14 protein-coding genes are annotated in these 23,262 nt (G+C 62.4%); 11 read left to right on the top strand and 3 right to left on the bottom strand.

Translation table 11 applies throughout. The features are described from left to right. Positions 1–216 precede the first annotated feature (216 nt). Positions 217–1,575 carry a hypothetical protein gene (locus D5S08_RS10675; protein WP_121118345.1) on the top strand — a complete coding sequence of 453 codons (1,359 nt, stop codon included), beginning with the start codon at positions 217–219 and terminating at the stop codon, positions 1,573–1,575. A 143-nt stretch (positions 1,576–1,718) separates the two neighbouring features. Further along, positions 1,719–2,555, top strand: a complete 837-nt coding sequence (gene kdsA, locus D5S08_RS10670; RefSeq protein WP_121118343.1) for a 3-deoxy-8-phosphooctulonate synthase — start codon at positions 1,719–1,721, stop codon at positions 2,553–2,555. 41 nt (positions 2,556–2,596) lie between these two features. Here the strand turns inward: kdsA and D5S08_RS10665 are convergent, their stop codons facing one another. Together D5S08_RS10665 and D5S08_RS10660 are read right to left on the bottom strand one after the other, a co-directional pair. Further along, complete coding sequence (locus D5S08_RS10665; protein WP_121118341.1) at positions 2,597–3,688, bottom strand: GSCFA domain-containing protein; 1,092 nt, start codon at positions 3,686–3,688, stop codon at positions 2,597–2,599. Continuing rightward, complete coding sequence (locus tag D5S08_RS10660; protein WP_126665538.1) at positions 3,681–4,418, bottom strand: hypothetical protein; 738 nt, start codon at positions 4,416–4,418, stop codon at positions 3,681–3,683. The genes D5S08_RS10665 and D5S08_RS10660 overlap by 8 nt, the downstream gene beginning before the upstream one ends. Positions 4,419–4,518: 100 nt before the next feature. On the opposite strand from D5S08_RS10660, the gene D5S08_RS10655 reads away from it, so the two are divergent. The 6 genes from D5S08_RS10655 (at position 4,519) to D5S08_RS10630 (ending at position 18,969) form a co-directional block, all read left to right on the top strand. After that, positions 4,519–8,565, top strand: a complete 4,047-nt coding sequence (locus D5S08_RS10655; protein WP_126665537.1) for a hypothetical protein — start codon at positions 4,519–4,521, stop codon at positions 8,563–8,565. Further along, complete coding sequence (locus tag D5S08_RS10650; protein WP_121118335.1) at positions 8,562–10,100, top strand: hypothetical protein; 1,539 nt, start codon at positions 8,562–8,564, stop codon at positions 10,098–10,100. The genes D5S08_RS10655 and D5S08_RS10650 overlap by 4 nt, the downstream gene beginning before the upstream one ends. Further along, complete coding sequence (locus tag D5S08_RS10645; protein WP_121118333.1) at positions 10,097–12,337, top strand: glycosyltransferase family protein; 2,241 nt, start codon at positions 10,097–10,099, stop codon at positions 12,335–12,337. The genes D5S08_RS10650 and D5S08_RS10645 overlap by 4 nt, the downstream gene beginning before the upstream one ends. 214 nt (positions 12,338–12,551) lie before the next feature. Continuing rightward, complete coding sequence (locus D5S08_RS10640; RefSeq protein ID WP_121118331.1) at positions 12,552–16,082, top strand: tetratricopeptide repeat protein; 3,531 nt, start codon at positions 12,552–12,554, stop codon at positions 16,080–16,082. 131 nt (positions 16,083–16,213) lie between these two features. After that, positions 16,214–17,347: an NAD-dependent epimerase/dehydratase family protein gene (locus D5S08_RS10635; RefSeq protein ID WP_121118329.1), complete on the top strand. Its 1,134-nt coding sequence runs from the start codon at positions 16,214–16,216 to the stop codon at positions 17,345–17,347. Between the two features lie 218 nt (positions 17,348–17,565). Then, positions 17,566–18,969, top strand: coding sequence for a pectate lyase family protein (locus tag D5S08_RS10630; RefSeq protein WP_206610322.1), 1,404 nt, complete (start codon positions 17,566–17,568; stop codon positions 18,967–18,969). A gap of 47 nt (positions 18,970–19,016) precedes the next feature. Here the strand turns inward: D5S08_RS10630 and D5S08_RS10625 are convergent, their stop codons facing one another. Next, complete coding sequence (locus D5S08_RS10625; protein ID WP_121118325.1) at positions 19,017–20,231, bottom strand: polysaccharide biosynthesis/export family protein; 1,215 nt, start codon at positions 20,229–20,231, stop codon at positions 19,017–19,019. Between the two features lie 439 nt (positions 20,232–20,670). On the opposite strand from D5S08_RS10625, the gene D5S08_RS10620 reads away from it, so the two are divergent. Genes D5S08_RS10620 through D5S08_RS10610 form a run of 3 tightly spaced genes read left to right on the top strand, consistent with a single transcriptional unit; the run spans position 20,671 to position 23,250 of the window. Then, positions 20,671–21,774 (top strand): KpsE/RkpR family capsule polysaccharide export protein, encoded by a 1,104-nt coding sequence (locus D5S08_RS10620; RefSeq protein WP_121118323.1) that lies wholly within the window; start codon positions 20,671–20,673, stop codon positions 21,772–21,774. Beyond that, positions 21,764–22,582 carry an ABC transporter permease gene (locus D5S08_RS10615; RefSeq protein ID WP_241557349.1) on the top strand — a complete coding sequence of 273 codons (819 nt, stop codon included), beginning with the start codon at positions 21,764–21,766 and terminating at the stop codon, positions 22,580–22,582. Before D5S08_RS10620 ends, D5S08_RS10615 begins: the two co-directional genes overlap by 11 nt. Then, entirely contained in the window at positions 22,579–23,250 is a 672-nt protein-coding gene (locus tag D5S08_RS10610) for an ABC transporter ATP-binding protein (RefSeq protein WP_121118321.1), read from the top strand. The genes D5S08_RS10615 and D5S08_RS10610 overlap by 4 nt, the downstream gene beginning before the upstream one ends. Positions 23,251–23,262 lie beyond the last annotated feature (12 nt).

Here is a 23,262-nt window from a genome sequence, read left to right as displayed (position 1 = left end):
AGTACCCGGAAAAATCCGGCACGCCGCACCACCAGCACGATCCATGCCGCCCGGCGTTGCCCCCGATCGGCGTTCTCGCGTAGGGGAGCGACACATGGCAGGGCCGGATTACGTAGGTGATTGAGAATTCTCGGTAGATTTCTGGCGCAGCGCCGCTCCTGGCGGCGGGCGAAGCAGGCCCTGGCCGGCACGTCGTGGTTCGATGCCGCATGGTACGTGGCGCGTTCGCCGCAGGCGGCCCGTGATCCGCTGGGTCATTACTGCCGCCGGGGCTGGCGCGATGGCCTCGACCCCGGCCCGTGGTTCAGCACCGCCGGCTATCTGGACGCCCACCCCGATGTGGCCCGCGCAGGCACCAATCCCCTGCTCCACTTCATCACCAGCGGCCAGCAGGAAGGGCGCTGGCCGGCGGGGACGAAACCTGACGAGCACGACCGGTTTCCCCGCGCCATCGCGCCGGAGCGGGCCGGCAAGGAGACCCCCGACCGGGCGATCGTGTTCCTTGTCGATCTGGTGCAGGATGTCGGCGTGTTGCGGCCGCTGGTGCTGATGGCAACCGGGTACGATCTGCCGATCATCATCCTGGTGTCGGGACGCTTCGCCTTCCTGGACGGTGACGGCGCGTGGCAGGACGAGATCGCCGCCCTTGCCGATGAAACCGGGGCCACGGTCCTGATCTTCGGCACGGCCGATGAGGCGGCGGCGGTGCTGCCGCCGCATGGCCTGATGTTCTCGGCCAGCGAATCCTCCGCACCCGCCCATGCCCTGAACCACGCCGTCTTCACGGTGGCCCCGGCGCGGTTGCACAAGGTGACAGTGCAGCATGGCTTCGAATGCCTGGGTTTCCGGCACAACCGGGAACATGACCGGGCGCACGGGGAGGTCATCCGGTTCGCGGCCGACACCGTGTGCGCCTGGTATGACCGCCCGGCTCTCACCGCGTTCGTGCCCGACGCCAGCACCCGCCTCCTGGTCACGGGGCCGCCCAGCCTGCTCGATCCGCCCATGCGCGGAGCACTGGCCCAAGGGCCCGGCACGCCGCTGCCGGGCCTCGTCAGCGAGAACCTTCATTCCGTGCGCTATGTGGCGGATGACCGCCTGGTCGAGGAATTCCTGCGGGCGCTGTCGCGGCTTGCCGCATCGGAAGACGGACATTCGATCGCGCTCAGGCCGCATCCGGCGGGGGCGTTCGTCGCAAACCAGCAGGGCCGCCTGCCGGGCAATGTTCGGCCCAGGCCGGGACCGCTGTGGAAGATCGGCCTGCCGGATCACGCCTATGCCATCTGCTCGCCATCCTCCTTCGCGATCGACGCCATGCTGGCCGGCCTGCCGACCGCCATCTGGCAGGATCGCGGCGGGACGGTCGATACCGCCGCCTTCGACGGGCTGCCCAAGGTATCATCGCCGGATGAATGGATCGCGTTCGCGCATCGGGCCCGCAAACGCCCGCAGGACTTCGCCGGGGCGCAGGACCGGTGGCTGCGGGCGCTGGGCTTCGTGACGGACCCTGCCGTTGTCCGGGATCGGTTCGCCGGGCTGTTCGCGACGCATGCCGGCCGGCGGCACGGGCCTTGATTGATTTTCGCCCACACGCCCCCTAACGGACGGCGCAGCGACCACGTGCAGGCGCGGCTCTGCCGCGGCGGGGTCGGCAGGCATCAGAGAGGCAGGGCCCGGCAAGGCTTGCGGCTCACCTCTCCCAAGAACAAGGTTTGAACATGGCAGTCACGCTCTCCGACAGCGTCACATTCGCGAACGACAAGCCGTTCGTCCTGATTGGCGGAATGAACGTCATCGAGAGCGAGGACATGGTCATGGAGGTGGCGCAGACCTTCGTGAATGTCTCGAAGAAGCTGGGCATTCCCTGTGTGTTCAAGGCGTCCTTCGACAAGGCGAACCGGTCGTCCATCACCTCCTTCCGCGGCCCCGGCCTGGAGAAGGGGCTGGAAGTCCTGAGCGCGGTCAAGGCGCGCTTCGGCGTTCCGGTGCTGACCGATGTGCACGAGCCCGATCAGGCCGCCCCTGCCGCCCAGGTCGCCGACATCATCCAGCTGCCGGCCTTCCTGGCCCGCCAGACGGATCTGGTGGTGGCAATGGGCAAGACCGATGCGGTCATCAACATCAAGAAGCCGCAATTCCTGGCCCCGCACGAGATGCGGCACATCATCCGCAAGTTCGCCGAAGCCGGCAACGAGAAGATCATCCTGTGCGAACGCGGCAGCAGCTTCGGCTACAACAATCTGGTGGTCGACATGCTGGGCATGGATTCCATGAAGCCGATGGCCCCGGTCGTGTTCGACGTGACCCACGCGCTGCAGAAGCCCGGTGGCCGGGAAGACAGCGCGGATGGCCGCCGCGCGCAGGTGGCGGCGCTGGCGCGGTCGGGCATGGCGCTGGGCATTGCCGGCCTGTTCCTGGAAGCCCACCCCGACCCTGACCAGGCGAAGTGCGATGGCCCGTGCGCGCTGCCGCTCGATGCGCTGGAGCCGTTCCTGGTGCAGATGCAGGCGATCGACACGGTCGTGAAGTCCCTGCCGCAGATCACCACCGGCTGACCTGCCCGGCCCGGCTTGCCCCCGCGGGCGAGCCGGGCGGATCAGGTGTTGGTGATCGCTTCCTCGTCACACAGGACCTGCATCAGCGCCTCCGCATCATGCACCCGCGCCTGTTCGGAAGAGTCAGGCTTCGCGCGAGGCTTCACCTTTGCCGCAGGCTGCGCCTGATCGCCATTCTCGCTGTAATGCTTCAGGAACAGGCCCATGACATGGCTTACGCCCTCTGGCGCGATCTCGCGACGATCTGACTGGTAGTAATTCGAGCAGGTGAATGGCGAGGTGATGATTTCGTAAGAAGGGTAATAGTCGCAAAGGGTATTCTGTGCCGTGACCTGTTCGGCCGCGATGCGCAGTATCGCCTTGGAATAGGATGTCGACAGCGCGACATGCCGGTCCTCCGCCGTTGCATTCAACGGCACGGGCGACACCGTGACGATCACCTTGACGTCAGGATTGCGGGCCCGGATGAAATCGAGGCTCCACTGCAGGTCCTCGACAACTTCAGGCAGGGTCAGATTGTGGAAACTGTACCGGTCTTCGTCATAATGCCCGCCGGCAACGCCGGGCGCGAGCGGGAAGGCCGCGCCGTCCCGATTATCGTACCAGATCTCGGTCAGGCCCAGCGTAAAGACGAAGACGCTCATCTCCTCGATTGCTGCGCGCACCGCAGCAAGGTGCACTTCACGGTCCAGGGCGACTTCGCGCGGGCTGATATAGCCCCCCGGCAGGATCTGCGGGCGGAACGGATCGACCCAGCGGCCGTCCTGCGTCTCCCACGCGGAATCGAGGGGCTCGAACTCACCATAGGCCCGCTGCAGCAGCTGCCGCAGCTGCCGGGTACTATAGACGTTGCCATAGCGCGCCGAGAACAGGCCGTAGTTCAGCCTGGCTGCATGCTCCTCCGTCAGCAGAGGATGGGGCTGTTCGGTGACAAGGAAGTTGAAGCCTGCCGTCGCCAGGTAGCGCGCGACGTGCTGCGCGAAACAGCTGCCGGCTGTGACCACCTTGTCATCCATCCCGATGCGGAAGGACGGTGTCCCGACCGGATCGAACGACGCCATGTCCGTCAGCGCGGGTTCCTTGCGCCAGAACTGGTAATCGGGCCGGCCCACATATGGATGGCGCTTAGACATTCAGCTCCTCCCTGAGATGTTCGAGCACGCAACGGCCGTAGGCAGCGTTTCCATGCGTGGGGTCCTTGTCCCACAGTGAGCGCAGCAGGAAGCTCTTCTCGTCCTGGCTGCTTGGCGGGGCAGCAACGAACTCGATCCCATGCTCCAGATACGCTTTTCGCATCGCGTCGCACAGCACCGAATACAACTTCCGGCGCACGCTTGGCGGAGCGATCCCGGCCTCGATCAGGTCCGCAAAGGCGTTCGGCACCTGTGTGCGTTGGTCGAACGACCAGAAGGGCGGCGGCGGCGCCAGTGCATGAACCGGGCAGTCGAAATGCGATCTGACTTCGAGAGCCCGCTGAAGGCCGGACTGCAAGCGTCTGCTAAGAATTTCCTCGATCGCCGCGAACGGCACGAGAGTACGACCGTCCTTGATGTTTTCGTAAGGAGGGCAGACGAGATCGAACGGGGGATCTGTCTCGATCAGGCCGACAAGATTATTCTCGGTACCGCCGAACGCCAGCACCAGATGCCGCGGACGATAGCCCGCGAATGAATCGAAATCGATCTTGCCGCCGCTTGCTGCGCTGGACCTGTTGCGCACATCGATTGCAACAAAGTCGGTTTCATCGGCAGCTTTTATCGCGCGAGCAATAGCGTTGGCGTGACTTTCACCCAAGATCAGCACCGCTGCGCCGAACTGTTGCTGAGCACTCATAACCGGCGGCATCTCCGTCGCTTTTGCCATCGCTGTCGGTCTGGCTGAGCCTTGCGTTGACACAATCTCCAGCCGTAGGCCATAGCCGCCAACCTTGCTTCGGGCCCAAAATCTGGAAAAAATTGGCGCAATGTCCACAGGAAGTGACGCAGAAAACATGAGCGGCTCGCAGCAGCGGATCTGCCTGTTGGTGACAGGAATGCATTGTGGCGGCAGCGCCATTCTGGCCTCCGTCCTGCACATGCTGGGCGCGGACTTGCCGCGCACGATGGGTGCGGACGATCAACCGGCCGACGCGGCGATGGAGGGCTCGGAACAGATCGCTTTCGCGGAGCTCAACGACGACATCCTCGCCTCCGCAGGGACGGGATGGCAGTATGCCGACCCGGTCAATTCGGACTGGTACGCCTCACCCAAGTTCGCCGGCTTCAAGGCTCGCGCCGCGGCGCTGATCGATGCCGAGTTTGAAGGCTCGCCTTTCTTCGTCCTGAACGATCCACGCATCGCCCGTTTGCTGCCGTTCTGGCACGACGTGTTGAAGGACTGCGGCGTCAGATTGGCGATCGTGGCGCTGTATCGCGAACCCGAGGATGTCGTGCGCGATCTGCAATCCGCGTGCGGGCTTCATCCTGACGTCGCCCGGTTGCTGTGGCTGCGAAACCATCTCGAAGCGGAGCGGGCCTCGCGGGGCATGGCGCGATGCCACATACAGTTGTCGTCGCTTCTGGATGACCCGGAAACCGCAATCAGCACAATCGGCGATGCGGCCGACGTCACCTGGCCCGCCTACTCCGCCCGTACACGCAACGACATCGACCGCTTCCTGGGCGATCAGGCGAGCGGCATGTCCGCCAGAGCGCCCAGATCGGGCGACGATTGGTTCGCCACCGCACGCTCGGTCTTCCGGGACTGGGCGATCTCGGGGGAAACGCCTGATGGGCATGCGCTGCTCGATCGCGTGCACTCTGCGTTCGACGATGCGATGGCCCATCTGGGACAGCCGCTGGACGCCATGATCGCTCTGGCTGACGAACTGCGTCGCCATCAGCAGAGCGTGTCCGACCTGCAGGCGCAGATCGACCGATCAGCGGCGCAGCAGGAGCCGCAAGGTCTTTCCGCAGAAGACGCGGCCCTGTTCGAGCAGCAGAAGGCCGAAGTTGTCGCCTTGAGGACGGCCCTGCAGCACGCGCAAGATGAGCATGATGCAAATGTCGCAGCCGCTTCCGCCGACGAGGCACGGCGCATCGAAGACCGCTGGGCACGTGTCTTTTCCGCGAACCAGTTCGCCCGCGATCGGCTGGACGAGCAGAATGGCGCGTTCCAGCGGTCCATTCTGCAACTCAGCGAAGAACTCGAGGTGCTGCGCACCCGCTTGGCCGAAAGCGATGGCGAAATCGCCAGACTGCAGATCCTGGCGATCTCGGAGAAGGTGGAGACCGCGCCGAACCAGCTGCAAACAGTCGCCCATTTACAGGCCAACATCAGCGATCGCGACCAGACTATCCGCAAGCTGCGCGAGACCTTGGAAAGCCGCTCCGCGAAGATGGAACAGCTGCGCAAAAGTCTCGCAGCCCGCGAAGCCTCCCTGACGCAACCGCGCAACTTGTCAGGGCTTGTGGCGACGAAGGCCGCCTCCCCGCGCAACGCAGCAACCGGGCAGAGCTGGCCGCCTGCGGCTCTGACAGCTGCATTGTCTCCCAAGAGCTGGTTTTCAGCCAAAGCCAGGCGCGCAGCGACGCAGCATCGCAGGGCCCGTGAGATAGTGGGGCAAAGCGGCCTGTTCGATGCAGAATGGTACAGCGCGCACTACCCTGACGTGACAGCTGCCGGACTGGACCCGCTGGATCACTTCATCCGCGTCGGCGGCAGCGAGAGACGCCATCCAAGCGAGCGCTTCAACAGCAAATGGTATCTCGACCAGTATCCCGATGTCCAGGAAGCAGGCATCAATCCGCTGTTGCACTATCTGGAACACGGCCACGACGAAGGGCGCCAAATGCGCCCCGTGGGCGAATCCGCGCACGATGCCGGGCCATTCACTCCTCCGATCGCGGGGAAGGAAGCGCATCTGGCGAAGGAGAAGCGTCCCAGAGCCGCCGCCGCGCCAACCGAATTCGAAACCGCCTGGCAGGCGCGCAGCACCGCTTGGAGCGAACTTGCGACGCCGCGGGCTCCCCATGCCCTCCTCATCGACGGCACCGTCCCGGGTGCCGTGACAATCGGCACGCAGGTGATCGGGCTTGCGGGGAGCGGCCTGTCCGGAGCTACCCTCGACAGGTTGCGGCTGTTCGCCGCGCTGCGCATGGATCTCCCCGAAGAGGCACGCTCCGTCCGCGTCGGCACGGAGCATGCCGTCATCGGCGAGGCACATGATTGCCTGACCCGTGCAGGACTGGGGATCGACCTGCTGGCAGATGTCTGGCTGGCCGGAGAATCCCTGATGCGCATCCGAATGGATGACGCCGGGATCAACGGCGCCGGCACGATACGCGCCTACCAGTTTTCGCAGACTGGAGCGCTGGCATGCTGCGGCGATGGGGCGCTTCTCGGCACATCCGCCGACCTGATCGACGTCAAGATCGACAGCCAGATGCTCGGATTGCTGCTGGTCGTCAGCGATGACGGAGAGACCATACGCCATGTAGCACTCCTGCCCTTTCCGTCGCTGGTCAGGGGTGGGCTCCACTACAGTGAGCTGGCCTGCATCGAGGGAGCGCCTGGCTATGTCGCTTCCCTGTCCGACTACAGCCACAGCCTCGCGCTGGAATTCTATGGCTGGCCGCAGGGTCCGGACTTTTGTTCGATCGGACGCATCGCCGTCGATTTGCGTGGTGCGACCGGGATCGAGCCGATCTTTCGTCAGGACGTCGCAGAGGCGTTCCTCGCCCAGTATGGCATTGCAGTGCACGCCGCAGGCGGACGGCAGGAAGGCGGAATGTCCGATCTCGCGCAGCGGCTCGACAGCAAGGTCCCAGGCGAGGTGACGGCTTACCGCACGGCGCAAGGCGCAACGCTGGAGCTGCCCGCGGATTGCCTGCCGTCCATCTACAGCCTGGTGTCCCGTCGCATCGGCACGCACGTTGCGGCGACGAGCTACTGCGTAGCCGACGCGGCAACACTGGCGCCTACGGCCCTGGTATGCCTGCCCATCCCATCGGAGCAGATGGCACGATTGCACCATCCCGACCTGCCGGCACAGTTTCCGCTGCTTGTCGATCAGGTCGGCGACGAGAGACCGGGCGCGGGAGCAATCGCTGCACCGCTGGCAATTCGGTTCTTCAACGCGCTTTCGTGGCAGGTAGACCCCCTGATGCCGGTGTCGCCTGATCAGGTGCTGCCACTTGCTCAGGTTCCCGACACGGCAGAACGCACGATGGCAGACGCGACCCCGTTGATCACCGCCATCATCGATCTGCCCGCAGGCGCCGCAGCGCCCGACCAGCTGATTGCATCTCTTGCATTGCAGGGCCTTGCTGCGCAGTTGGAGGTCATCCTGGCATGCAGCGACGAGGGCGAGCAGCTGAACGGCATTCTGGCCGACAATGGTACGGCGCAGTTCTTCGGACCGGTGCGCCAGAGCGTCGGCAACGGGGCGTCCCGTGCGGCGCGGCTGAACCAGGCCGCTTCGCTGGCGAAGGGACAGTACCTCTTGTTCGTCGATCCGGAGGTGCTGCTTGTCGACCCCCGCACACTGGCCGCCCTGTTGGCGATGGCGATGCAGCCGAATGTTGGTTCGGCGGCATGCGCCATCGTGACGGAACGTGACAAAGCGGATGCCCGCGTCCATTCGGCGGGGTACTTTCCCACCCGCATGGGCCTGTACTCGGACCCGATCTTTGAGGTGTCCCGGTTCGACGTGGCGCATGCCTTGCCCGCCGCGACATATCCGGTCGTGGCCAACCAGCTGAAATGCTGCATTGTCCCGGCCGAGGTCTGGGCAACGCTGGGCGGGATTGATGCCGCGCGTTTCCCGGCGGCAGGGTTCGATCTTGATCTGGGGTACCGCGCGGGATTGGCAGGACTGGTCCATTATTGCACCACCCTGGTCAGGGCGGCCAGCGCGAACGAGGTTTTCAACGCGGACTTCCCCGACCCGATCGCTCACCGGTCGATGCGTGTTGCCGCCTGGCAGCCCTTGCTCGACCGGGTGACATTGATGCGGGAGTTGCATCGGTGAATATCCAGGTGCTCGTTCAGGGCGAGCAATGGCTCAACCGTGCGGGTGTCCGTATCCGGTATCGCCGGATTGCGCCGCACCTCCTGCCGCTCGGAAGTTCGCTGTCTGTCGATGTGATCGGCGCGCAGGTCAATCGGGACCGGGTTGGCGCGGATGTCGTGATCCTGAGCAAGTGTACAGATGCGCGTGGCCTTACGGTTGCGGAGGTGCTGCGGGAGAAAGGCGTGATCGTCGGCGTCGACTTGTTCGACGACTATTTCAGCACACGGACAGGTCCGTGTCTGCCGCACCGTGAGATGCTGCGGCAGATGGCCAAACGGGTAGATTTCTTCCTGTGCTCGACTGCGCGGATGCAGCAGGTCAGCCGGCAGTTCGCCCCTGACATGCCGGTTCACGTCCTCAACGATCCGTTCGACGATTTCGACAAGGATGCTCTTGCGCGGCAGCTGAACGACAAGGCGAAGAGTGCCTTGGCAAATCGCAAGTTTGAAGTTCTTTGGTTCGGCAACGGGGACAATCCGGTGTTTCCGGTCGGACTTGAAGACCTTGCCGCCTTCTCGGCATCGCTACGCAAACTTGCGGGCGGGGGCTTCGATGTTAACCTCAGAGTCCTGACCAACCTGCGCGCCCTCGGCGTCCATAACCTTGCGCGCCTGCGCAATCTGCCGGTGCCGACGACCATCGAAGAGTGGAGCGAGGAACGCGAGCGTGAATGCCTGAAACAGGCGCTCGTGTCCTTTATCCCCGTCAACTTCCAGAACTTCAGCATCGCAAAGTCGCTGAACCGGGGCATCTCGGCCCTGACGGGCGGCACGCAGGTGCTTTCGCCCGGCTACCAGCTTTATGACAAACTGGGCTCGTTCCTATATCATGAACCGAACCGCCTGCTGGATGATCTCGCTGCGGGCACGCTCAGATTGCGGCCGGCAACCCTCGACCCACTTGGGCGGCAGATGAATGACCTTGCCGACCCCGGCACCGAAGCTGCCAGATTGTGCGCGTTCGTGCGCGAGCTTGACGCGGCGCGCGCACAGACGGTGATTGCCAGACCGAAACAGCGTTTCTCCCGCGCCGTTCTGCACGGAAGAACATCTGTCTCGTCGGTGGACGGGCTGTGCCGACAAGTTGGGTGGCTGTCGATCGCCAGCCCTTTCACCTCGTCGAAGCGGCCGTTCGATGTGAACATCGGCTTTTTCGGCGACAGACAGACCGTACATATTCGTTTCTCGCGCGAGGGCCTGAAATTCGTCCGGCCTGAATGGCGTTCCAGTATCACCGACTTTGCCAACCCGAGCAGTAACTTTGCAGGTGGGATGGACGTACCCGATGGCCCGGGCGCAACCATATTACGCCGCCTTCGCCCCGCGATGATCGAGACGCGAGCGGGCAGGATTCTGCATTATGCAAGCGTCATCCAGGCAACAGAGGACATAATAGGCCGCATTCTCGAGGACACGGCACTCACCTTGTCTGAAAAGGAAAATCCCCTGATGTCGCTGGGCTCCGCTCCCTTTCGGGCGATCACTGCAGGATGATCCCCTACTCACCAGCCGCAGCTCGCCCGCTTTCGGGCGTCTTCCTGTTCGACCTGATCCAGGATGTCAGCGTCCTGCGGCCCATCGTGCGCATTCTTGCCGCCGAGACCGATCTCTCGCTGTGCCTGCTGGTTTCCGAACTGTTCACCCGGCGCGACATGTCAGGTTTATGGTATGCTGAACTGGAAGAACTGGCCGAACAGGCCGGAGCGCAGATCGCCCGCTTCGACAGCCCCTTCGCAGCCGTCCAGCATCTGCAGGAGAGGCGCGGATTGCTGTTCTCGGCCAGCGAAACCAATCTTCGCGGCCACGCGACGAACCATAACGTGTTCCTTGCCGCGCCGCCTGCCTTCACGCGCATCACGATCCAGCACGGGCATGAATGCGTCGGCTTCAATCAGAATCGCGAACAGACCCTTGCGCACGGCTCTGCTGTCCGCTTCGCTGCCGACGTCATTTGCGGGTGGACGCCGGTGGAGGAGATGCGTCACCTGTGCGCGTCGGAACGGAACAAATATTTCGAACTGGGCCCGCCGCTCCTCCTCAACCGCCTGATAGACCAGAGCCGGCCAGTGTCGGGAGTCCAGACGGGACTTGTCTGCGAAAACCTCCATTCGGTGCGCATGAAGACCACCGGCGATTTTCAGATGACCTACCTGGAAACGTTGCTGGCCTTCGCGCATGCGCAAGCCGATGAAGGGCGGCAGGTGGCCCTGCGCCCCCACCCTGGTGGGCAGTTCGTCCTGAAGAACAAGATAGCGCTTCCGGACAATGTCGTTCTTGCCAACAACCCGATGTACAAGACCGACCTTCAGCGGTTCGCCTACGGCATCTCGGCGCCGTCCTCGGTCCTCATCGACATGGTCCTTGCCGGAATTCCCACGGCTGTGTGGACCGACGTCAACTCGGTCATCGACATTTCGGGTTATGCCGGCCTGACCACCGTCTCGACACTCGAGGACTGGACGGCATTCGCCGACGCGGCCGTGCGTGATCCCGAACCGATCCGCAAGCGGCAGGCCGAGTTCCTGCGCCGCATGGCGCTCAATGTGTCACCAGCCCTGGTCCGCGATCGCCTGCTTGCTCTCGTCCGGGGATTGCTGGCACAACACAGGTCGGAAGCCGCGCCTGTTCCCGAGGGAAGTCGGCGGCGCGTTCTTCTGGTTGCCAATGGCGTGATCCCTAGCCTGCACATCAGCTTCCTGAAGCCTCTGCAAGAACTGGAGCAGGCGGGCCGCGTATCCTTGCGCGTGCTTACCGAGAAGGACATCGTCCGGGCTTCCGGCAAGGGGAAGGATCGCGATCCGGCACGGGGAACCGCGTTTGCACTGTCGCAAGTGGAAGAGTTCCAGCCGGATATCGCGGTGTTCTGCAGGTACAGCGGACCTGATGTCGAGGCCATGGTGACCAAGTTGAAGGCCTCTCGGGTGCCGGTCATATTCCACAGCGACGACGATCTTCTGAACGTTCCGATCGATCTGGGCGAAAAGAAGTTCATAGAGCACAACCGTGTCGAGCGCACCTCGACCATTCGCTTCCTGATCGAGCAGGCGGATTTCGTGTACTGCTCGACCCCGCGCCTGCGTGAACGTTTCGTCGAATTGGGTTTCAACCGGGATATGTATGCCGGGAAGATCTACTGCTCCCGCGACATCTTCGCTGAAGCGGAGATGCGGCCGGTCCGCACGATCGGGTTCATGGGCTACGACAACAGGCCGGAACTGACCCGCATCGTACCGGTCCTGGCCGACATTCTAGCCAAGTATCCTGAAGTCCGCTTCGAACTGTTCGGGGCAATGGCCCTGCCCGCTGATCTTGTTGCATTCGGCGACCGGGCCGTCGCCTTCCCGCCGATCGCTGACTATGATCTGTTCGTCGAACGGTTTCACCAGATGCAGTGGGACATCGGCTTGTGTCCAGTCCATCCTACGCCATTCAACGTGGTGAAGGCCGATACCAAATGGGTGGACTACACTTCGATCGGCACCGCTGTCGTGGCAAGCCGGGGCACCGCCTATGACATCTGTTGCCAGGACGGGTGCGGTTTGCTGGTGGAGACTGTCGAGGACTGGCGGGAAGCGCTGGAGAGCCTGATCGAACGACCGCAGGCCCGGTACGACATGGTGCGCGCCGCCCAGAAGAAGGTTCGCGAGCACTACTCCCAAAGTGACCTTACTCGCCAGGTGCTGGAGGTTTTTGATCTGGCGCAGGCACAGGTTCGGCAAGGTCAGGCGTAGGCGCGCGCCGGTTGCGACCTCTCCGGACCGGATCTGACTTGGGTCCGGCCGAATTCGGCAACGTCGCGATCCGGGTCGCACTCCCTTTGCCGCTCCGGTGCAGCGCGATCATGCAACATCGCTTTTTCCTCAACAAGTTGCCTATAGTTGTTGCAATTCGGCGCTTTCCCCGATGTGGTGATCGAGGGGAAACGACTTTCAAACTGGGTGGGAAATGTTGGCATCGAAGGTTGGGGCAATCAACGCGTCGGTCGAAGCGCGTGGATCGCGATATGCGACGCGTGGCGAACTGACCGGCTGGCTTCCGCGGCCGACCCGCCGGTCATACATCGACGAGATCATTCTCAGCATCGATGGAGAGGACGTGTCGCGGACCTCCCACCGGTTTGATGCCCCGACGGCAGGCCAGCAGCCGGCCAACAAGCTGAACCGCGCCGAATTTTCGGTCGTCATACCCGCTGAGTATTATGGACGTACAATCCTGCTGGATCTTCGTACTTCCACCGCGACGGTTGGCGAAGGTGCGGTCCAGCTTGACGTCGATGCCGAGGGGAACGCAGTCCTTGCCACCCTGAGTGATGATCAACGCAAGAAGCTGGTTCGCGCAACCCAGCTCTTTCGTGAGAAACGGCTGGATCGGGCAGGAGAAATCTTCCGTCGATCCTGCTGCGACGACCTGTTTGCAGACTTCCAGCTCAGCCTGGTCGCAGCACGTTGCTTTGCGTCGGAAATGGACCGGGAAGCCGCACAGATCATCCTGTCGCAGGCGCTGCTTCCGGCGATGCACGACTACAACGCACTTACTCAGGTCGGAAAGCTTCTGCTCACTCTCGACCGTCACGGCGAAGCGGAGGAACTGTTCGACCGGGCGATCGCCATGGATCCGCATGCCTTTGACGCACGCAACGGCAAGATCAGGGCGATCATCGGCGCGGAAGACTGGTCGCTCGCTTTGGCGGAGGCACACAGGCTGCGTCGGACAATGCCGGCCGGTATGCCGCAAATGGCGGAACTGGGAGGCACGATCGCCTGGCTCTACCTCAACATTTCCGAGCCTGAGCGCGCCTTGGCGGAGGTGATGATGGCGCTGTCAAACTTCCCGGACAACATCCGGCTCATGCAGATACGCGGCGATGCGCTGGTGAGATTGTCCCGCTACGAAGAAGCCATCGGGATCTACAGGCAGGCTCTCGACAAAGATCCCAAACTGCCGCTCCTTCGCAAACGTATGGCCAGCGCCTTGATGCTGGTTGGTAGGTTTGGCGAATCGGCCGACAGCGATGTCGGCCGCATGGCGACGCCGGTCTTCGCCAAGCTGAACCAGGTTCCGCCTGATGTGCCGATCTGGCGCGGCGAACCGAAGCTGCCAGGCAAATTGCTGATCTGGTCGGAGGTCAATTTCGGCATCGGGCAGAATCTGCTGCATGGCAGCCTGGTGCCAGATCTGATCGGGATCGGCCTGCAGGTGATCGTCGAAGTCGATCCGCGCCTGGTTCCCGTGTTCAAGGCTGCGATGCCCCAGATCGAGATCGTCGCCCAGGCGCCACGGGGTGCCAAACGCGGCGAATGGATGCAGGACGTGGTGCGGCACCTGCCGATCGGGTCTCTGTCCCGCTATCTCAGGCGGGAATTGGCCGATTTTGACGCCTCCAGGCCTTATCTGTGGTACGACCGCGAGCGCGCCGCGAAATTCCGGGCCGACCTGCTGACCCGCGCACCGCAGGCGAGATTCCTGATCGGGATCTCATGGACCTCCAACAACCCCTATGTCGGCAATGACAAATCAGTCTCGCTTGCCGATCTGCTGTCCTCGCTTGACCTTCCCGGTGTGGCACTCGTCAATCTGCAGTATGGCGATCATGACGAGGAGATCGCCGATGCCGTCGCCAAGACCGGCGTTCCGCTCCTGCAATGTCGCGAGATAGACAATACCAACGATCTGGCGGGCCTGTGCGACCTGATGGGTGCGCTCGACATGGTGGTGTGCATCGGCCACACCACTGCGCATCTGGCCGGCGGCCTGGGTATTCGAAACCTTGTCATGGTTCCAAGTTCACCGTTCTCGCACTGGCTCGGGTCCGGCGAACGATGCGTTTGGTATCCGAACAGCGTCGTGCTGCGCCAGTCGAGCGAGCAGCGGGGCGATTGGTCCGGGGTGCTGATCGAAGCTCAGCAGCATGTCGCGCAAAGCCTTCTCGGGGTGACCGAGACTATTCCGAAGGTGCCTGCACCGCCCTCGGACACAACCGCGACCTTCTGTCGCAATGTCCTGCAATTGGCAGCCATGAGCTACCATTATGACGTGATCGCGGCGGTGGTCTCGATCGTGGAGCAGCGATATCCTCTCGATCCGGGAATGATGGAGCAGGTGGGCGACACGCAATACCGGCTCGGCCAGTTCAATCGGGCCATCCGCAGCTTCAACATCGCGCTAGCTGCAGGAGGCGACAAGGCGGAGCTGACGCGCAAGAAGGCGAAAGTCCTGCTGGAGAACTATGATCTCGAGGCAGCTGAGGAACTGCTCGCCTCCGTTCTTCAAGACGACGCGGAGCTGAAGGATTCGCATCCGGAACTCGTCGTGATGCACGCTCAGGTGCTTGCGAACCGGGGGCATTTTGCCGAGGTCGTGGAAGTCCTTTCCGATTTGCTGATCCGCGAACCAGGCCATGTCGAGGCGGCGCTGACATGTGCGCACGCATTGTCCCGCCGCGGCGAACACGCCCGGTCGATCTCAATCCTGCGCGCTGCGTTGCGGATTGTCCCTTCTGCAGAAATCGAATGCGCGCTGAGCATCGAGATCGGCCATGCTGGCATGCACGAGCTGGCAGTGCAGGGGCTGGATCTCACGCTCGCCCGCGAGCGTGAAGCGGTCGGGGTCTTCTGGCGCGCTCAGTTCGGCGGGCCATCGCCAGGTGCGGCCAAGGTGCGGTTCGGCAAACTCGACGGCAGTCTGCCGCAGGACGCGTCAGGCTGCATCACCGTCTACGTCTGCATGGATACCGGCTACTGCGCTAGGTACCTGCGTGTGATCGCCGGCTCCATCATGGAAAACGCCCCGTCGGCCAAGCTTCACATCCACCTGGTCAATCCTCAGGCAGCCTCTCTGAAACTGGCTGAAAAGACGCGCGAACTGATGGGATCCGACCGCTTCAGCTGCTCCTTCGAGCAGACAAAGATGCCAGATTTCAGCCCGGAGGCGCGCAAGACCTATTTTGCATCGATCCGCTTTGTGAGGCTGGCGGAAATCATGCGCGTCTGCCCAGGAACATACTATGTCATGGATGCTGACAACATCGTGCGTGGCGAGCTCCGCTCGTGCATGGCCTTGATGCACGGTGCCGACCTCCTGATCCGCAACCGCTTCACGTTATTGCCGCATCTGGCTGTCGCCGCGTGCGGCATTCTGCTGGGCGACACGGATGCCGCCCGCAACTTTATCGAACGGACCGCCGAATACATCCTGACCGCATTCCGGAGCGGCGACGTGGCGTGGTTCCTGGATCAGATCGCCTTGACCATTGCAATGAACGAAACGCCTCCGGAGCCCGGATTGCAGTTGCGCGTCAAGCAGTTGCCTACCGCACTGCTCGATTGGGACTTTCACGATGACTCGCTTGTCTGGACCGGCAAAGGCAAGCGGCAGGCGCGCAACGAGCGCTACATCAACGAATACCGGTATTACAACGAGACGTTTGATCATCTTGCGCTCGATGCGACCGGTGCACATGCAGGCAGCGAAGTGTAGCTGCCTGCGCGAGTTGGCGCTGCCCACTCGCCTTCTCGCCCCCGTCGCTTGAAGGACGCACGGCGCATGCAATCGGCAATGATCGTGCTAGGCGCCAGGCACAGACATATGAAGATCAAGAGTATCAGCCAATGACCAAGACTATCCTGATCACCGGCGGGGCCGGCTTCATCGGAACCCATTTGACCCGCCTTGCCGTCGCCGCCGGTCACAAGGTTCGTATACTCGACAACCTGTCGCCGCAGATACACGGACCCTTGCCCGATTTCGCACCCATTGCAGGCGCAGAATTCATCCATGGTGACGTGACCGTGCGCGGCGATGTGGAGCAGGCGCTCGCCGGGGTTGATGCCGTGGTGCACTTGGCAGCGGAGACTGGCACCGGTCAGTCGATGTACGAGATTGACCGCTATTATCGGGTCAACGTCCAGGCAACGGCAATCCTGTTCGACATTCTGGCGAATACGCAGCACTCGGTCAGCAATTTCGTCCTGTCGTCCAGCCGCTCGGTCTACGGCGAAGGCGCTTACCTATGCTTTGCATGTGCCGCAGAGGGCAAGCGCTGCTTCCCGGCGAGCCGCTCCCCCCAGCAGCTTGCCGCGCATGACTGGACGCCGAAGTGCCCGAGCTGTGGATCGGACCTCCAGGCCACGGCGACGCAGGAGTCCGACAAGCTCGCGCCAGCCTCTATCTACGCTGCCACGAAGCTCGCTCAGGAGGATCTGGTGCGGGTGGGCGCGGCGGCGCTCGGCCTCGGCTACGCGATACTGCGCTTCCAGAATGTCTTTGGCGAAGGTCAGTCGCTCAGCAACCCCTACACCGGCATCCTGTCGATCTTTTCTACCCGGATCCGTCTCGGCCAATCCCTGCCGGTCTTTGAAGACGGCGAGGAAACCCGCGATTTCGTCCATGTCGAGGATGTTGCAAATGCGGTGCTGCGTTGCATCGAGAAGCCTGTGCAAGCCGGCGTGACTGTCAATGTCGGCCAGGGCGAAGCGACTTCGATCATGGAGGTTGCGAAGCTGTTGTCACGCCTGATGGGCTCCGACATCGAGCCACATGTCACTGCACAATATCGCGTGGGCGATATCCGCCACAACTATGCCGACAATGCCACTCTCAAGGCAGCTACCGGCTTTGTACCGCAGATCTCGCTGGAAGACGGGATGCGGCGCTTCTGCGACTGGGTGGCAGCGCAGCCGATCCCCGAGGATCTGCTGGACAAGGCGAATGCCGAACTGAAAGCGCGGAACCTGATGGGCTGAGCTGCGGTCAGGGCAGATCGGTCGGCCTGGTGCCAGGAAGATCCGGCTGCCCAGCCCAGCTCGGCTTTCGTTCATCGCCGGCCGATATGCTCGGCCTAAACGCATCTTGCGCAGTTCACGCGTGGCAGCCAATCCGCTGGGGAGTCCGAATGAAATCCGTCCAACGCACAAGGCTCATGCTCTCGACGCTTGGGCTGCTCTCATGTCTGACCACCGTCATGCCCAGCGCAGCCGCGGCTGCCTATCCGGGCGATGGGCCCGCTCCCTTGCGATCACTGAAACAGTTCGGCGCCCGTGGCGACGGGGTCAGTGATGATACGCCAGCATTGCAAAAGGCGCTCGGGCAGTCGGATCAATTCTGCCTGGACGGAGAAGGCCTGACATACAGCGTCAATGGGACGTTGCGGATCACGAAGAACCTGTGCTTGGTGAACATTCGGCTGGAGCAGCGTCAGGTCCCCTACGACACCAGCGCAATGATCAAGGGCGATTGCCCGGCAATCAGTGACCCCGCAATCGTTGTATCCTGTGGCGACCCGGCCCTTGTCGGTGACGCACCGGCCGAGTTGCAAGCCTACCTCAACGTCCGCACGCTTCTTGTCCGGCCTGACGATGTTCGCCGCGATATCTCCGTTTTCATGGACAAGGTCGTGATCGACAAGGGCAACGATCCGCGATCCGGATCACGGACGGACGCAGCCGGCATCTGGATCGACCATGCCAAAGGTGTTGTCCTTACCGATGTCGAGATTACCGGAGCGGGCAAGGGATACGGCCTGTTCATCTCGGCATCCAGCGATGTCACCCTGACCCGCCTCAACGTCCACGACCTTACATGGGCGCCCTATGCGGGCGATGCGGACCTTACCATGGCAGGCGTGGCGGCAAGCGGCTGGAATACCTTCCCGATCCGTGAATTTCGTTATGCCGGACAAGACGGCCTCACGCAGGGCGGTTTCAAGGGCGTCCGCGTGCAGGAACAGATCAGCTGTGTCACGATTGCCAGCTCAAATCATGTCGTCTTCCGTGACGCCACAATCGAGCGCTGTGGTGCCGAGTTTGCGGAAGGTTTCATTCCATGGCAGGCGGACGGCCTTACCGTGGGTGGCACATCGTCCGACCTGACCATCGAAGGCGACACCAGGATCGCATCGACGTGGGAAGGGATTGATTTGATTGGCGGTAACGATGGCATTGACCAGGTCCACATCCGCGGGGCCACCATTTCGGACAGCTTCAGCTTCGGTGTGAAGTGGGGCTACAAGGTGTCAAATTCGATACTCGAAGACACGAACATCACCAATGCCGGTCTGGCCGGCGTGGTGATCTACGGCCCCGTTCGATCGGTAGCGGTTAACGACGTTCGCATCTCCGGCATCGGCAGCGTGAACTTCCCCACCGGCGTCTCCTCGCCTTGGGACGGTAACAAGGTCGGACTGCTGATCGCGGCAGGGGCAAACCCCGGAACCAGGGAAACCTACCCACAAGGTGTAGAGATCGACGGCCTCAGCGTGAATGGCGGCCCCCACTGCCACCGGGGCTATCTGAACGAGGGCGGTTCCCAGATCCGGATTGCAGGTTCGCGCCTGACGAACTGCAACTTCTCATCCAAGCTCGACTGACCTCTGCGGCCGGGCGGTCTGCACCGTTGCGGGCGCCGCCCGGCCGTTCAATTCACCGTCTGGGTGATGTTGATGATCGAGAACGCCGTCTGCGTGATGATCGAGACGAACTTCTGCAGGTCCACACCCGGCGCATTGCTCACGTACAGCACGTCGCCATTGTGCATGCGGAAGCTCTGGGCAAGAAAGAAGCTGCCCGGATCGCTCAGATTGGCGCGGTAGATGACAGGAACCTTGCCATCCGGCGTCGTGCGAGCCCCTTGGTATTCGGGCCCGAGCACTGCGGGATCCTCCAACCGGAAGATAAAGACGCCCTTTACGTCCGCCCGCGCATCCTGAACGCCTGCCACTCGGCCCAAAGCCTGGCTCAGGGTGAGGCCGGTCGCTTCGAACGGTATCTCGGCGCTGAGGCCGGTGGCTCCCATGGAGACGAAGCTATACGGCTGGAAGATCGCGGTGACGACGTCATCGGCCTTCAGCGTGATATTCTGCCGTGGGTCGCGGATGACCGTATTCATCGGCAGTGCAACCACCTGCGATCCTCGGGTGATTTGAATGGTCATCTTGTCGACCTGCTGGCGCACTCCGCCCGCACTCGCCAGAACATCCAGCAGACGCTCGCCGCGAGGGGTCAGCGGCACACGCGCGCTCATGTTGACCTCCCCGATCACGGTCACGTTGGAGGTGGCGTTGCGGGCCAGGCCGACAATCACCTGCGGCTGGTTGGCGATCCCCTGGAGCCTTGCCCGAATATCTGCTTCCAGCTGCCGGAAGGTTTTCCCCGCGGCTTGCAGCGTACCGATGAAGGGCAACGAAATCGTACCCTGCTCGTCGACCATCTGCTGCGGCATGTCCGTGCTCTTGGCAATTTCGAGCGAGGTGGCCGCGGTAAGAACCGTCGCGCCTCCCAACATGCCAAACAGCGCCGCCGGCGGTGCCTCCCAGATCGTGACGTCGATCACGTCGCCGCGCCCGATCACCGATCCCACAGATGGGCTTTCGCCTAGCACCTCCGAAAACAGGTTCGGCTCATCCGCCTCCACCAGGCGACGGGCAACCGCGTCGTTCAACGGGATGATCTGGATATCGCCGCTGGCGACCGCCTCCGACTCCCCTGACAGGACCCTGCGGGTGGAAGGCCCGCTGCTACCAAGCGTGTTACAGCCTGCCAGTGCAAGTACGGAAAGCGCCACGCCCGCGCTCAACAGAAATCGGCGACAGGAGAACGTCGCCCCTTGCGGATGATCGGCAGCAACAGGCATTATATTCCACTCATCGTTTGCATCTCGCGCGTCTAGGGCCCGGCGAGGATTGATTCAAATTGTCAATTTTCGCAGCCGTGCCGGCTAGCGGGCCTGTTACTCACCAGCCACAGGCTCCTCGGCAGCGGCTATCCTGCCGCTTCTGTGCGGGTTTCCGGCATCCGCCGGTACAAGCCTGATTGCGCAGGAACGCCTTTGCTGTTCAAACTCCATATGGCACACAAGGCACGACCCTGTGTATCAAGCGCCCGTACACCCGGTGGTCAATGGTGTCGAGTTTCGGCGCTGGTGGTCCACTCACCTGTCGCACAGCCCTTCGAAATCGACCCGACCGCGTGCCGGTTTAGTGATTGCATCGCCACGGTTTTCCGCCCATTAGCGCGCCTTCCAGCCTGCTATCTGAGCTGGACAATGTCGAGAATACCGGACTGTTACACGAATGATATTCGCACGATTCAAGAACATTGGCGGTCTTTTTGCCGTCTGCGTAATCATCCCGGTGTTCTTGTCGATCGTGTATTTCGGCTTTCTCGCAACCGACGTTTACATCTCCGAATCTAGATTTGTCGTCCGCAGTCCCGAAAAGCCTTCGTCCGGGGGGTTAGGCCTCATGCTGGCGAGCTCGGGGGCGTTTTCGGCCGCGAGCGAGGAGTCCAACGCCGCCCAGGCGTTCCTGGAATCCCGTGACGCGCTGAGGGCGGTCGATCAGGGCGGCCAGTTCAGGGCAGCCTTTGAACGCCCGCATATCTGGTTTGCAGAGCGGGTCAGCGCGCTGGAAGAAGGCGATACTTTCGAGGATCTCTACAAGTACTACCTGAAGCATGTGAAGCTCGAGAGCGATGCGACTACCTCGATCGCGACGCTGAGCGTGCGCGCATACACTCCCCAGGATGCACATCGCATCAACGAGCAGCTGCTGCGGATGACGGAGCAGACGGTGAACCGCATGAACCAGCGCGGTCGGGCGGACATGATCCGGTTTGCGGAAGTCGAAGTGAATGATGCCAAGGAGCAGGCGCGTGAGGCGGCACAGGCGCTGGCCGCCTATCGCAATCGCGAAGGGGTCGTCGATCCGGAACTGGAGGCCACTGCCAAACTGGAGATGATCTCCAAGCTGCAGGACGAGGTTATCACAACCCGCGCCCAACTGGCGCAGCTGCGCGAATTCACGCCGCGCAATCCGCAGATACCGGTTCTGGCAAACCGCAGCCGGACGCTCGACGAGGAAATCCGCCGCCAGATGGGCAGCCTGGCCGGCGGCAGCAATTCGCTGGCGCAGAGCAGCGTGGAATTCCAGCGCTTGTTCCTGGAAAACGAATTCGCCGGCCAGCAGCTTGCCGTGACCCTCGCCTCCTTCCAGGAGGCCCGCAACGAGGCGCGCCGCCAGCAGGTCTACGTGCAGCGGATCTCGGAACCCAACCTGCCTGACGATCCGCTGGAGCCGCGCAGGACTCGCGGTGTCCTCGCGACCTTGGTGCTTGGTCTGGTGGCCTGGGGTATCGCATCCATGCTGGTTGCAGGTATCAAAGAACATGCCCAGTGACATCGTAACCGGTACGGGCGGCGGCATGCGCCACTTTCTGTACGCGCTGAAAGTTCAGCGCCGGGTGGTGAGTGCACTGATCCTGCGCGAAATCGTCACTCGCTATGGCCGGAGCAATATCGGTTTCCTGTGGTTGTTCGTGGAACCGATGCTGTTCACGCTCGCGGTCACGGCTCTCTGGACCGCAACGCGCACCGTTCATGGGTCCGATCTCCCGATCGTGGCCTTTGCGCTGACCGGCTATGCAGCGATGCTGCTGTGGCGCAGCATGCCCGCTCGATGCATGGGCGCGGTCGAAAGCAACCGCTCGCTGCTGTTCCATCGGCAGGTGCGCATACTCGACGTGTACATTTCACGGATCGTGCTCGAATTCGCGGCGACATCATCCAGTTTCGTGCTGCTCGGCATCACTTTCTGGGCATTCGAGTGGCTGCTCCCGCCGGAAGATGTGCTTGAAGTGATTGGTGGGTGGCTCCTGCTCGCGTGGTTCGGCATGGGTCTGGGCCTTACCCTTGGGGGGCTGTCGGAAAAGGTCGACCTGATCCAGAAGTTCTGGCCGCCATTCTCGTACCTGCTCTTCCCGCTGTCCGGCGCCGCGTTCATAGCAGATGCGCTTCCGCCCAGCGCGCGGGAGCTCGTGCTCTGGCTGCCGATGCTTAACTGCGTGGAAATTATCCGCGAGGGGTATTTCGGCACAAAGATGACTGCTCATTATTACCTCGACTACGTACTGATCTTCAATCTGGCGCTGACGATCGCCGGACTTTCGCTCGTCCGTCAGATCGGCATGACTTCGAACACTCAATGATCCGTCTAGAAAACGTCACCAAAGTGTACGACTCCAATGCCGGGCCGCGCACGATCCTGAATGGTGTGAGCCTGACGGTGAGCCCGGGCGAGCGGCTGGGGATCCTGGGCCGCAATGGCGCGGGCAAGTCCACGCTGGTCCGCGTGATCAGCGGGGCCGAACCGCTCACCAGCGGCCATATCGAACGAACGATGAGCGTTTCGTGGCCGCTGGCATTTGCCGGTGGTTTTCACGGTCGGCTTACCGGCGCGGACAATCTGCGCTTTATCTGCCGCATCTATGGCGCCGATTATCGGGACAAGATCGACTTCGTCAAAGAGTTCACCGAACTGGGCTCATACCTGAATGAACCTGTGCAGATCTATTCGTCGGGGATGCGGGCGCGGCTCGCGTTCGCGATCTCGATGACCATCGATTTCGATTGCTACCTGATCGACGAGGTGATGGCGGTCGGCGACGAATCTTTCCGCGAGAAATGTCAGTACGAACTTTTCGAAAAGCGCAAGGACAAGGCCATGGTCATGGTCTCCCATAGCCGGCGCTATCTCGAAAAGACCTGCAGCCGGTTCCTGCTGTTCCGCAACGGAAATACCGAAGAATACGAAACCTTCGATCAAGCATACCACGAATATAAGGCCATGCTGCAGGACAGCCCCGCGTCGACTTAGCTCTTCGGGTAA

It is taken from the genome of Croceibacterium ferulae, from assembly GCF_003660445.1.
Lineage (GTDB): Bacteria > Pseudomonadota > Alphaproteobacteria > Sphingomonadales > Sphingomonadaceae > Croceibacterium > Croceibacterium ferulae.
The sequence above is the reverse complement of the archived record's forward strand: the minus strand, read 5'-3'. Positions and strand labels throughout refer to the sequence as shown.